Annotated in this window: 8 protein-coding genes; 2 read left to right on the forward strand and 6 right to left on the reverse strand. The window is 74.6% G+C overall.

Annotation, left to right across the window (positions count from 1 at the left end):
* Positions 1–70 precede the first annotated feature (70 nt).
* The 3 genes from phoA to ABID81_RS12330 form a co-directional block, all read right to left on the reverse strand.
* Positions 71–2008, reverse strand: a complete 1938-nt coding sequence (gene phoA, locus ABID81_RS12320; protein ID WP_354595079.1) for an alkaline phosphatase — start codon at positions 2006–2008, stop codon at positions 71–73.
* Between the two features lie 385 nt (positions 2009–2393).
* The gene (locus ABID81_RS12325; protein WP_354595080.1) at positions 2394–5396 is read right to left on the reverse strand and encodes an AAA family ATPase; all 3003 of its coding nucleotides are present in this window, start codon (positions 5394–5396) and stop codon (positions 2394–2396) included.
* Positions 5393–6679 (reverse strand): exonuclease SbcCD subunit D, encoded by a 1287-nt coding sequence (locus ABID81_RS12330; protein ID WP_354595081.1) that lies wholly within the window; start codon positions 6677–6679, stop codon positions 5393–5395. The genes ABID81_RS12325 and ABID81_RS12330 overlap by 4 nt, the downstream gene beginning before the upstream one ends.
* Before the next feature lie 250 nt (positions 6680–6929).
* Between ABID81_RS12330 and ABID81_RS12335 the strand changes: the two genes are divergently transcribed.
* Positions 6930–8141 carry a M20/M25/M40 family metallo-hydrolase gene (locus tag ABID81_RS12335; RefSeq protein ID WP_354595082.1) on the forward strand — a complete coding sequence of 404 codons (1212 nt, stop codon included), beginning with the start codon at positions 6930–6932 and terminating at the stop codon, positions 8139–8141.
* Positions 8142–8283: 142 nt separating this feature from the next.
* Here the strand turns inward: ABID81_RS12335 and ABID81_RS12340 are convergent, their stop codons facing one another.
* The 3 genes from ABID81_RS12340 to ABID81_RS12350 form a co-directional block, all read right to left on the reverse strand.
* Positions 8284–9303 carry a hypothetical protein gene (locus tag ABID81_RS12340; RefSeq protein ID WP_354595083.1) on the reverse strand — a complete coding sequence of 340 codons (1020 nt, stop codon included), beginning with the start codon at positions 9301–9303 and terminating at the stop codon, positions 8284–8286.
* 205 nt (positions 9304–9508) lie between these two features.
* Positions 9509–10408, reverse strand: a complete 900-nt coding sequence (gene prpB / locus ABID81_RS12345) for a methylisocitrate lyase (protein ID WP_354595084.1) — start codon at positions 10406–10408, stop codon at positions 9509–9511.
* Positions 10408–12081 (reverse strand): MmgE/PrpD family protein, encoded by a 1674-nt coding sequence (locus tag ABID81_RS12350; RefSeq protein ID WP_354595085.1) that lies wholly within the window; start codon positions 12079–12081, stop codon positions 10408–10410. The genes prpB and ABID81_RS12350 overlap by 1 nt, the downstream gene beginning before the upstream one ends.
* A gap of 243 nt (positions 12082–12324) precedes the next feature.
* On the opposite strand from ABID81_RS12350, the gene ABID81_RS12355 reads away from it, so the two are divergent.
* Positions 12325–13017, forward strand: a complete 693-nt coding sequence (locus ABID81_RS12355; protein ID WP_354595086.1) for a hypothetical protein — start codon at positions 12325–12327, stop codon at positions 13015–13017.
* The last annotated feature ends 115 nt before the right edge of the window (positions 13018–13132 follow it).

Here is a 13132-nt window from a genome sequence, read left to right on the forward strand (position 1 = left end):
GCGACCCGAGAACGCAGGAGGCGCGGTGCCGGCTGGCACCGCGCCTCCCGTGCGTCGAGGCCGTCGGCAGCTAGAGCTGCACGCCGTCCTGCGCGGACGCCGCACGGTGGCGACGGCGCAGCACGAGCGCGGCACCGGAGCCCGCGAGCATCAGGGCGAGCAGCAGGGCGGGCAGGGCGTCGGAGCCGGTGAACGCGAGGGGGCCGCGTCCGTCGCCTGCCGTGCCCGCGCCTCCTGCGCTCGCACCGTCGGCGGGAGCCGCGGCGGGCGGCGTCGTCGGAGCCGGGGTGACGGCGCCCTCGACGACCGCGCCCGTCGCGGTCAGGGTCGTGCCGCTCTGCGTGCCGGTCAGCGTGATGGTGTAGCTGCCGGGTTCGGTGGGAGCCGTGACCGTGTAGGTCGCGACGCCGTCGACCACGTCGGCGATGCCGAGGTCGGTCACGGTGCCGTCGACGTCGAGCGTGCCCGTGACCTGGCGGTCGCCGGCGAGGCCCGCGGTGCTGACCGGGAACTCGGCGCCGGGGGCGACCTCGGTCGGAGCCGAGATCGTCGCGGCGGCGCTCAGGCCGTCGAGGTCGCGGTCGAGCTGCAGCGCGTTCACGATGGTGAAGAAGTTGTCGGTCTGGTCGATCAGGCCGACGACGTTCGCGGCACCGGGGCCGTAGCCCGCGACGCGCAGCTGCGTGCCGGTGTGCTGCTGCGAGCCACCCGCCGCGGCCGTGCCGTAGGCGATCTTCATCGTGGTGCCGTCGACCGTGGTCAGCGCCGTGCTGAGCGTGGCGGGAGGCGTGGAGTCGACGATCTGGCTCGTGTGGGCGTGGTCCGCCGTGACGATGACCATGGTGTTCCCGTCGGCCTCGGCGAAGGCGAGCGCGGACTGGACGGCCTCGTCGAGGTCGAGCACCTCGCCGATCTGACCGCAGGCGTCGGCGCTGTGGTCGCGCTTGTCGATCGAGGCACCCTCGACCTGCAGGAAGAAGCCCTGGTCGCCGGTGTCGAGCAGGTCGATGGACTTCTCGGTCAGCGACTGCAGCGAGAGGCCGGTCGACAGCCGGTCGGGGTTGGGCTGGCAGGTCTGCGGGGCCTGGTCGGCGCCACCGACGGTCGCCGTCGTCGCCGCGTAACGGGTCGGGAAGTTGCCGTCGGTGAACGTGCCGAGCACCGGCTGCGCCTGGTCGGCGGCCGTCAGGGCGTCGAGGCCGGCGGCGTCACGCACGACCTGGTAACCGCGGTCCTGCGCCTGGGCGAACAGGGTGTCGCCCTGCCACTGACCGGCGCGGGCCGTCTGACCGAACGAGGCCGCGCCTCCTCCGAGGGTGAGGTCGGCGCGCGTGCCGATGATCTGCTCGCTGATCGAGCCGAGGCCGCCCTGGTCGAGGGCGTCCGCACCGCACTGGGTGACGCTGTCGGGGCCGTAGCAGCTGCGGGCGGCGACGTGCGCGGCCTGGACGGCCGGGGTGGCGTCCTGCAGCTCGGCGGTCGACACGTTGCCGGTCTTCTTGCCGTTGGCCTTGGCGATCTCGAGCAGGGTGTCCTGCGGGACGCCGTCGACGTCGACCGAGATGGCGTTGTCGTAGGTCTTCGTGCCGGTGGCCCAGGCCGAACCGGTCGCGGCGGAGTCGGGCACGTAGTCGGGCTTGCCCTTGTTCGCACCGTCCCGGTAGACCGAGTACGTCGTGTACTGGCCGGTCAGGGGCAGGGCGTCGATGCCGGGCAGCGACCCGCCGGCGCCGTACGCGTAGTTGCGGGCCGAGGTGATCTCGCTGTCGCCCATGCCGTCGCCGATCAGCAGGATGACGTTCTTGGCGGGCCCCGACTTCACCGAGTCGAGCAGCAACTGCGTGCTGTCGTCGATGCTGCGGGCGGCACCACCGTTCTGGGCGACGTTCGCGGGCGTGGCCGCGAACGCGGCGACGGGGCTGAGGGCGAGGGCGGCGACGGCGGCCGTGGCGAGGGCCCCCGTCGTCAGGGCCGCTCGCCGGCGGCGGTTCGGTGTGGTCTTCGGCACGGGTCTGCTCCTGTGATCGTGATCGTGATCCGGTCGCCGCGCGACGAGGTCGTCACGGGGCGGGGATCAGCAGACTCCTGCCGGGTGGCCGCCGCGTGAACGGGGGCGCATGATCCGGTGAACACCCTCGGACGGGGGTCGTCGCGCCTGCCCCGCTCGGCCCCACCCCCTCATCCGGCGTTAAACCCCTGCCTAGGCAAATCGCCTAGCGCCGGAAGCGCGGGTCGCACGACCAGCACGGCCAGTGCGGCCAGCCCGGCCAGCGCGGCCAGCGCAGCCAGCGCGGCCAGCGCGGCCAGCGCGGCCAGCGCGGCCAGCGCTGCCAGCGCAACCAGCCCGGCCAGCGCGGCCAGCGCAGGCAGCGCAGCCAGCGCGGCCAGCGCCCTCAGCCGACCGTCGAGCGCAGCACCGACGACCCGTCGGGCCGACGGCGCACCTCGACGCGGTCGGCGATGCGCTGCTTGAGCTCGTCGACGTGGCTGACGATGCCGATGACCCGGCCCGAGGCGCTCAGGCGGCCGAGCTCGCCCATGACGGCGTCGAGGGTGTCGGGGTCGAGCGAGCCGAACCCCTCGTCGACGAAGAGGGTGCCGAGCTCGAGCCCGCCGGCCTCGGCCTGCACGACGTCGGCGAGGCCGAGGGCGAGGCTGAGCGAGGCGTAGAAGGTCTCGCCGCCCGAGAAGCTGCCCGGGTCGCGGGTGGTGTCGGTGGTCGCGTCACGGATGACCAGCGAGAGCCCGGTCTTGCGCGACCGTGACCCGACCTCGCGCTCGTCGGACGAGGCGAGCTCGTACCGCCCGCTCGACATCACCGACAGCCGGACGTTCGCGGCGGCCACGACCTCGTCGAACCGCCGCAGCAGCACGTAGGTGCCGAGCGTCACGCCCTTGACGTTCTCGCCGGTGGACGCGCTGGCGAGGTTCGCCATGCGCACCACCGCCCGGGCGTGCTCGACGGTGTCGTCGGCGGCGGCGGTCACGGCCTCGAGGGCACCCAGCGCCTGCCGCGACCGCTCGGCCCTGTCGCCGGCCCGGGTGGCCCGGTCGGTGACCTCGTCGAGCTCGGCCTCGACCAGGGCCAGGGCCTCGACGGCCGACTCGACGTCCGCCGTCTCGTCACCGGTCAGCACGGCGACCTCGGGCTCGGCGAGGCCGGCCGCGACGACGGCCCGTTCGCGCTCGTGAGCCGACACGCGTGCCTCGAGGGCGGCCAGGTCGCCTGCCTCGAGGGCGGCGTCGGCGACCTGGTCGACGTCGTCGAACCCGCTGCGCTCGAGGGCGGCGACGAGCTCGGCGCGTCGGACGGCCGCCGCGTCGGACGCCACGTCCGCAGCGTCAAGGAGGGTCAGGAGGCGCGTGTCGCGGTCGACGCCGTCACCCACCGATGCGGTGAGCTCGGCGACCGTCGGGGCCCGACCGTCGAGCAGTCGCGCGATCTCGGCCTCGTCGTCGAGCACGGCGCGTCGGTCGGCGGCGACGCGCTCCCGGCCGGTGGCGGCCCGTTCGCGGAGGTCGTCGAGTTCGGAGCGCAGCCGGTCGACCTCGTGGTCGTGTGCCACGAGGGCCGCGTCGGCCGCCGCGACGGCGGCCCGGGCCCGCGTGGCCTCGGACACGCGCAGGGCCAGCCCGGCCAGCTCGGACTCGACGTCGTCGCGGGTCAGGTCGCCCAGGGCACGGCGGGCCTCGGCGGCCCGCCCCTCGGCGGTCGCGTGCCGGGCGGCGGACTCGCGCTGCCGCGCCTCGGCGGCGCGGGCGATCAGCGACGCGGCCTCGACCTGGTCGTCGGTGGGGTGCTCGGCCCGGAGGGACGCGGGGGCCGGATGCTCTCGCGAGCCGCACACGGGGCACGGGTCACCGACGACCAGGCCAGCGGCCAGGTGGCCCGCCATGCCTTCGATCTGCCGACGGCGGAGTCCGGCCTCGTCGTCCAGGGCCCGCAGGGCCGCCGCCGAGTCGTCGGCCAGTCGTGCGGACGCCGCGTCGACGGCCCGACCGAGGGCGTCGAGGTCGTCGAGGTCACGCAGTCGGAGCCGTGCCTCGACCGTCGCCTGCTCGGCGGTCGCGAGGTCGGTCGACCTGTCCGCCAGGGCCTCCCGCTCGACGAGGAGCGAGGCCCGGTCGGCGGGGGCCGCGACCAGGCGGTCGTCGAGCTCACGGCGGCGCCCGTCGGCGTCGACGAGTGACTGCTCGGCCGCCTCGAGGGCAGCGCGGCGACCGGGCAGGGCTCGTTCGGTCCGGGCCGCCTCGGTCAGGAGGGCGAGTTCGGAGAGCCGGGCGTCGCGACGTGCCACGAGTTCCGCGCGGGCCGGGGCCCCGCCGCCTGCGGCGGACCCGGGTCCGTCGCCATCCGGGACGCCGCGGGTGGCCTCGGCCAGCCGCGACGCCGTGTCGCGCTCGGCGTCGTCCGCCCGCGCGACCGCGGCCAGGGCGTCGGTCACGCTCGCGGCCCGTCGAGCGGCGTCGACGCGCCCTCGAGCCGCGGTGATCTCGACCTCGCCGTCGTCGAGGCGGGCCCGCCGGACGATCAGGTCGGCCCGCCGGTCGAGTGCGAGCCGCAGCGCCCGCACCCGGTCGAGCGCTCGACGGGCGGCGTCGCGCGCCTCGAGCACGCGAGCCCGCCCGATCGTGGCCTCGGTCGCCTCGACCTCGAGGGCTTCGAGCAGGGCGGCCCCGCGGTCGTCGGTCAGGGCCGCGTCGAGGGCGTCGACCTCGAGCCCGCTCGCTTCGAGCAACCGTGCGCGGGCCAGCTCGATCTCGCGGTCGGCCGCGGCGACGGACGCGTGGGCGGCCTTGCGCTGCTCGACCAACTCGGCTGTCGTGCGCTCGTAGATCTCGGTGCCGAAGAGCGACTGCAGCACCTCTTTGCGCTTCTCGCCCGTCGAGCGGAGGAAGGCGGCGAACTCGCCCTGGGGCAGGACGACCGTCTGCACGAACTGCTGACGGGTGAGCCCCAGGATGCGCGAGATCTCGGCCCCGGCCTCTTGGGTGCTGATCGAGACGATCTCGCCGTCGACGGCGTCGGGAGACGAGAGGCGCCACAGCTTCGCCGTCGCGTTCGCCGGCGTCGTGCCGGTGCCGCGCGCCTTGGGTCGCCGGTACGCGGGGGTCCGGCGGATGCGGTGGACGCCCGCACCGTTCTCGAACACGAGCTCGACGAATGGCTCGACGTCGGGAGCGGCGTGGTGGCTGCGCAGCCGGTCGGGCGTCGACGCCGAGCCGGCGAGCCCGCCGTAGAGGGCGAAGACGACCGCGTCGATGATGGTCGACTTGCCCGAGCCCGTGGGCCCCTCGAGCAGGAAAGTGCCCGAGGCGCCGAGGGCCGCGAAGTCGATGCTGTGCTCACCCGCGTAGGGCCCGATCGCTCGCAGGGTCAGTCGGTGCAGGTTCACGCGCTCACCTCGCTCGCCCTGGCGGCCTCGTAGGCGGCTCGGACGACGGCGAGCTCGGCGTCGCTGGGCGCCCCACCCGAGGCGAAGGCGACGAAGTCGGCCGCCACCTCGATCGGGTCGGACTCGGCCGTGACGGCGGCGAGCGTCGGGGCGTCGACCGCGCCGACCGGGGTGTGGTGGATGGCCAACGCGTGCGGGAAGCGCTCGGCGACGCGTGAGTAGAGGCGCTCGGGGTGGACGGGGTCGGTCACGAAGACCCGCAGCCAGGCGTCGCGCAGGTCGTCGTGGCGCCCGTCGAGCAGGGCGTCGAGGGTGTCCGTCACCTCGGCCAGGCGCCTCGGCACGGGAGCGGGGACGAGCTCGACCGAGACCGAGCCGTCGGCGGCCAGGTCGACGATCGTCGTGGACTTCGCCTGGTGGCGTTCGCCGAACGAGAAGGCCAGGGGCGAGCCCGAGTAGCGCAGGCGCCCCGACGCACCGACCCGTTGCGCCCCGTGCAGGTGGCCGAGGGCGACGTAGTCGACGCCCTCGAACGCGGTCGAGGGCACCGAGTCGACGCCCCCGACCCGGATGTCGCGCTCGCTCTCGCTGCGTTCGGGTGCGGTCGTCCCGTCGACCTGCTCACCGGGTTCGACGTCCTCACCGGACTCGACGGGCTCGACGGGCCGGGCGTCGACGTCGGCGCCGCCCCCGACGGCGCCACCGCCACCGGGCACCGGGGCCCGCGCCGCCACCACGAACGCGTGCGCCAGCACGACCGACCGCGTGCCCGACCGTCCGGCGAGGTCGTCGCGCACGCGCTGCATCGCCGCGCCGACGACGGCCGCGTGCGAGCGGGGCAGGGGCTCGTCGGACCCCGCCGGGGCGAGCGACCGGCGCACGCTGTCGGGGTCGAGGTAGGGCAGCCCGTAGAAGGCGACGGGGCCGTCGGGGTCGTCGACGACGACGGGGTCGTCGAGCAGGTCGACCGATGCCCGCAGGTGCAGCCCCGGCCGCATCAGTTCGGCCGCGAACCCGAGTCGCACCGCCGAGTCGTGGTTGCCCGGCGTGACGACCACGGTGGCGTGCTCGGTCAGCCCCGCGAGGGCCCGACCGAGGAGGCGCACGCTGGGCACCGCGGGCACGGCCCGGTCGTACACGTCACCGGCCACCACGACGACGTCGACCGAGCGCTCGGCCACGAGCGCGACCAGGTGGTCGACGAACGCCTGCTGGTGCTCGTGCAGGTCGACCCCGTGCAGCGTGCGACCCAGGTGCCAGTCGCTGGTGTGCAGGATGCGCACGGGGCCCCCTCGTCGGTGTCGCGGTCGGTGCGGCAGCTGGTGCCGTCGTCGGTGCCACCGACTGTATCGGGGGCCTCCGACAGAGCCGGGTGCACCTTCTCGGAACCGGCACCGCACCTCCTGGGGACCGACACCACGCCCCCTCGGAACCGGCGCCGCGCCTCCTCGGGGACCGTCACCGCGCCTCCTCGGGACCGGCACCGCGCCTCCCGGCCGGTCGCCACCACGCCCGTGGGAGTGAGATGGTCAGATGCCCGCGAACCGCGACGGGCCCGACGAGAGCGAGACCGTGAGCCCCGACGCCCTGCAGCCCGACCAGGTCACCGCCCTGCGCCGCGAGGTCGAGGCGCGCCTCGACGCGATGGTGGCCGACCTGACGACCTACGCGAGCCTCGAGACGCCGTCCGACGACGTCGACCTGCTCGAGGCCGGGCTCCGCTGGATCGAGGCCTGGCTCGGCGAGACGGTGGGGCCGCCCGCCGACCGACGCGTGCACGTCGTCGAGGGCTACGGCGACACCGTCACCCTCGACTACCCCTCGCCTTCGGGGTCGACCGAGTGGATCTCGGCGCTGTGTCACTACGACACCGTGTGGTCCGAGGGCACGACGGCCGCCTGGCCCGTGACCGTCGAGGGCGACCGCATGACGGGCCCCGGCGTCTTCGACATGAAGTCCGGGCTGATCCAGCTCGGCAACGCCCTCGCCGTCGGCGACCGGCTGGGGCTGCCCCGTCCGAACGTGCGACTCCTCTTGAACGGCGACGAGGAGGTCGGCAGCATCGCCTCGCGCGAGGCGATCGAGCGTGAGTGCGGACGAGGAGGCGCGGTGTTCGTCTTCGAGTCCGCCGCCGACGGCGCCGTCAAGACCGCCCGCAAGGGCGTCGGCATCTTCGAGGTCGAGGCCTTCGGGGTCGAGGTGCACGCCGGGCTGCACCCGCGCTCCGGTGCGAGCGCCGTCGACGAGATCGCCCGCATCGTCCTGGCGCTGCACGCGGCCGCCGACGTCGACGCCGGCACGTCGCTCAACGTGGGAGTCCTCCAGGGCGGCACCCGCACCAACGTGAAGGCCGGCTACGCCCGGGCCATGGTCGACGTCCGCGTGACCTCGACGGCCGAGGCCGAGCGCATCGAGCGGGTGTTCGCGGGGCTGACCGCCCACGACCCCGAGGCCTCGGTGACGGTCACCGGCGGGTGGAACCGACCGCCGATGGAACGCTCGGCCGCGACGGGCGCACTGTACGAACGCGCCGCCGGGGTCGCCGTGTCGCTCGGCTTCGAGCTGCGCGAGGTGTCGGTCGGCGGTGCGAGCGACGGCAACTTCGCCGCGGCGCTCGGCCTCGCCGTGCTCGACGGGGTCGGCGGCGTCGGCGGTGGCGCCCACGCCCGCCACGAGTGGATCAGCGTGCGCGGCATGGTCGAGCGCACCGAGTTCGTCGCCGCCCTGCTCGCCGACCTCGCCTGACCGCACCGCACGTCGCCGCACCGGACGGCTGCGCACCCCGCCGCACCGCCGAGTGGACACGACACCGCCGCACGTCACGGCGTGCTGTCCACTCTGCGGTTCGCTGCCAGGGCGCCGCCCAGCCCGTGCCGACAGCGCACCCTCACGACCACGAGGCCTGGGCCCGGCCCGGCCGCAGCGGCACCCCGCCACGCCGCACGATCGCCGCCAGCCGTCGCGGGTCGAGCACGTCGTCGATGTCGCACCTCTCGACGCGTCGGACCCGGCCCGTCGCCAGCAGCCGAGCCTCTCGCTTCTTCTCACGTCTGACGACCTCGGCCGGGGACGACCCCGCGAGCATGCGGGGGTCCGAGTACTTGCCGAAACCGTCGAACTCGAGCACGAGCCCGAACGCGGCGAAGAAGAAGTCGCATCGTCCGACGAATCCACGGGCGTCGAAGAACTCCTCCTGGAGGATCGGCGGAGGCGCACCGAGCCGATGCAACGCGACTCGCACCAGAGACTCCCCGCCGTTCTCGGACAGGGGCGTGGCGAACGACACCGCCCGCTCGAGTGCCAGCTCACCCCGTCGTCCGTCCGTGCGGTCAGCCATCGCCCCGAACCGGAGGCGCAACTCGCCGCGCAGATCGTCGGTCCGGGCGCGCATCTCGTCAGTCCTCGGAAGCCGACCGGCGACCATGAGCCGACGACGCATCACGCCGTCGAGACAGAGGACGCCGTCGTCGAAGCCGGACGACCTCGCGACGTCGTAGGCGGTGCGCACCTCGCTCGTGACCAGCAGGCCGCCGACCGGCTCGACCTCGTCGTCCTCGAGACCGACCGCGTGTTTCACGAGGACCGGCGTGCTCTGGGTCGTGGCCCGACGCCGGTCGATCACGTGCACCCGACGCGGGTCGCCCTGGACGCTCGGCAGCCCGTGGACGGCGACGGCCGACCCGTGGGACACGACGCAGTCGGCGGGGAGCGCGGACACGGCGGCCCGCACCCGGACGACGTGGCGACGCCAGGGCCTCAGTCGTGCACAGTCCTCCGTCGGCACGTAGACGCCTCGTCGGACGCGGACGAGTCGTCCTGCGGCGGCGTCGCGTCGCAGGGCGCGCGCCTCACGTGACTGGGCACCCGGCGTGGCGGAGAAGATCAGATCGGGGAGGTCGTCGTCCATCCGTCGATGCTCGGCCGCCCATCGAACCCGGCCGCGACTCCTGAGCCTTCTTGTGGATGACCGCCCGCCTACCGCACCCTGTGGACGATACGACCTGGGTGCGTCGAGAACCGCCGAGTGGACAGCACGCCGCCGCACGACGCGGTGCGCTGTCCACACGGCGGTGTCCGGCACCGGCGCCGGCGTCAGGAGCAGCCGCGGCCGACTACCCCTCGAGCGTGAAGTCGTAGACGCCGGCGTCGAAGCGGGCGTAGCCGGGGTAGTCGATCAGCTCGTAGAGCTCGGCCCGGGTCTGCATCGACGGCACCTGCGACTCGAGCGTCCCCTCGGCGGCCAGGGCGTCGAGCGCCCGCGACGCGGCGCCCATCGCGGCGCGCATGAGCGACACCGGGTGGATCACCATGCTCACCCCGACGTCGTGCAGCTGCTGGTGGGTGAAGAGCGCGCTCTTGCCGAACTCGGTCATGTTGGCGAGCACCGGCACGTCGAGCGCCGAGCAGATCGCCTCGAACTCGGCGAGGTCGGCCATCGCCTCGGCGAAGATCGCGTCGGCACCGGCGTCGACGAGGGCGCGCGCCCGGTCGATCGCCGCGTCGAGCCCGTCGATCGCCCGCACGTCGGTGCGCGCCATGATGACGAGCGACGGGTCGCGGCGGGCGTCGACGGCGGCCCGGATGCGGCCGGCGGCCGTGGCCGCGTCGACGACCTGCTTGCCGTCGAGGTGGCCACAGCGCTTGGGGTTGACCTGGTCCTCGACGTGGAGGCCCGCCACGCCCGCGGCCTCGAGGGCCTGGACGGTGCGGGCGACGTTCATCGGCTCGCCGAACCCGGTGTCGGCGTCGACGAGCACGGGCAGGTCGGTCATCGACGCGATCTGCCCGGCCCGGGTCGCCACCTCGGTCAGCGTGGTGAGGCCGATGTCGGGCAGCCCGAGCTCGTTGGCCATGACGGCGCCCGACACGTAGACGCCGTCGAAGCCCTTCTGCTCGATGAGGCGGGCGGTCAGCGGGGTGAACGCCCCGGGGAACGTCATCGTGCGCTCGTCGGCGAGCCCGGCCCGGAACGCCGCGCGCTTGTCGGCCGCGGTCACCGTCGAGTACAGCATCAGAACAGACCGCCCGGCTGGGCCGCGGCACCCGCGAGGGCGTCGGGCGCGACGATGCCCAGCTGCCGCACCTCGTCGGCCGTCAACGAGGGGAGGCGCGTGGCCAGGTCGACGAACCGCTCGACCTCGGCGTCGGGCAGCACGCCCTCGGCCAACGTGCGGAACTTGCGCACGTAGTCGTCACGACCGAAGGGCCGCGCCCCGAGCGGGTGCGCGTCGGCGACGGCGATCTCGTCGACGAGCGTCGTGCCGTCGACGAACTCGACCTCGATGCGGCCGCCGAAGGCCTTCTCGGCCGGGTCGGTCGAGTGGTAACGGGCCGTCCACGCGGGGTCCTCGGCCGTGGTGATGCGCTGCCACAGCTCGACCGTGTCGGGCCGCTGTGCGCGGGCCGGCGCGTAGCTGCGCTCGTGGTGCCACTCGCCGTCCTGCAGGGCGACGGCCACGATGTACGGGATCGAGTGGTCGAGCGTCTCGCGGCTGGCCGACGGGTCGTACTTCTGCGGGTCGCCCGCGCCCGAGCCGATCACCACGTGGGTGTGGTGGCTGGTGTGCAGCACGATGCTCCGCACCCGGGACGCGTCACGCAGCTCCGGGTGCGAGCGGCCCAGGCGACGGGCCAGGTCGATCCAGGCCTGGGCCTGGTACTCGGCGGAGTGCTCCTTCGTGTACGTGTCGAGGATGCCGCGCTTCGACGCCCCCGGTGCCGGCAGCGGCACGTCGTACGACCCGGTGGGCCCGTCGAGCAGCCAGGCGATGACGCCGTCCTCGCCCTCGTAGATCGGGGCAGGGCTGCCCTGGCCGCGCATCGCCCGGTCGACGGCCTCGACCGCGGCCTTGCCCGCGTGGGCCGGCGCATAGGCCTTCCACGACGAGATCGCGCCCTTGCGGGACTGCCGCGTGGCGGTCGTCGTGTGCAGCGCCTGGCCGATCGCCTGGTGGACGACCTCGGTCGGCAGGCCGAGCATCGTGCCGAGCCCGGCCGCGACCGAGGGGCCGAGGTGCCCGACGTGGTCGATCTTGTGCGCGTGCAGGCTGATGGCTCGGACGAGGTCGACCTGCACCTCGTACCCGGTCACGATGCCGCGGAGCAGGGCCGCGCCGTCGAGTCCGCGGTGCTGTGCCACGGCGACGAGCGCGGGGACGTTGTCGCCCGGGTGCGAGTACTCGGCGGCCAGGAACGTGTCGTGGAAGTCGAGCTCGCGCACGGCGACCCCGTTCGCCCAGGCGGCCCACTCGGGCGAGACGGCGTGCTCTGGGGCGACGCCCGTGACCTGCGAGCCCGCGCCTCCCGTGGTCGGCGGGTGCGCCAGCGCCTGGTCGCGGGCGACCGCGACCGGGGCGCGCAGCAGCGACGCGGCCGAGACCGCGGCGTTGTCGATCAGGCGGTTGATCACCATCTCGGTGACGTCGTCGTCGATCGGGGCGTCGTCGGTCGCCAGCGCGGCCAGGCGCCAGGCGAGCTCGTCCTCGCGGGCAAGCGGCTCGTCGCTGCGGTGCACGCGCACCGTGTGCACCACGAGGTCGGCCGCCGAGGTGGTCGGCCCGGTCGGCCCGTCCGATCCGGCCGACGCCCCGGACGAGGAGGCGCGGGTCGCGTCGCCCCCGCCGCCCGCGTCGGTCGTCGCCTCGGCCTCGTGCTCGTGCTCGGACGCGTGCTGCTGCGTGCTCATCGGCCACCCTCTCTGGTGGGGCGGGCCTCGTCGTGCCCGCCGTGCGCCGTCGTCGGTGACGGCCGTGTCGTTGCCGACCAGTCTCGCATCCCGTGCCGGACCGGCGACGAGCCACCGCCGTGACAGGATCGTGACCCGCCCGGGCTCCAGGTCATCCTGCAGGACGAGTCCTCCGGGCAGACAGGTCGGTAGCGTCGGAGCCGACGGGCGACGGCCGTCGACGACGACCAGAGGGGCACGACCATGAGGCACACGGCGATCACCACGGGGGCGACCATCGGCCTCGTCCTGGCCCTCGCGACGGGCTGCACGACCGGCCCCGGCGGCGCGACCCCCGACCCGTCGGCGTCCGGCTCGGCGTCGACCGGTCCGACGTCGACGAGCACGGCCGACCCGTCGAGCACCCCCTCGGGCACGCCGACGCCCGAGCCGACCGCCTCCGATCCCGGCGGGTCGGCTCCCGTCGCCCTGCCGACCGACTGCACCGACATCGTCGACCAGGCGACCTACGCCTCGACCTTCGGCGACATCCCCCTCAACCCGGTCGAGTTCGGCGGCTCGGGCACGAGCTCGGGCGTGGTCACGCCGACCACCCCGCCCGCCGGGGCCGGTGCGCGCGACGTCGTCGCGGCGGCCACCGAGCTGTCCTGCCTCTGGCGCGACCCGCGCTCGGACGTCTCCGGCATCTCGGTCGCGATGGGGCACCTCGAACCCGCGGCCGGCGCCGCGGCCCTCGACGGCTTCGCGTCGCAGGGCTACACCTGCACCGCCGTCCACGACGGCCGCAGCTGCCAGCTCGTGACGCCCGACCCGCAGTACCCGGTCGACCGCACGCAGACCTACTGGGTGCGCGACGACGTCGTCGTCACCGTCGACCAGACGAACGTGCCGACGGACGACCTGATCGGCTCGATCGCGACGCGCCTCTGGGGCTGAGCCCGCGCCTCCTCGGCCGGCGCCGCGCGACCAGCCGTGGTCGTCGACCAAGAACGAGAAGGCGTCCTCGTAGCCGCGCCGGACGCTCTCCTGCACCGGGTCGCCGAGGCCGACG

The organism is Frigoribacterium sp. PvP054 (assembly GCF_040547465.1).
Lineage (GTDB): Bacteria > Actinomycetota > Actinomycetes > Actinomycetales > Microbacteriaceae > Frigoribacterium.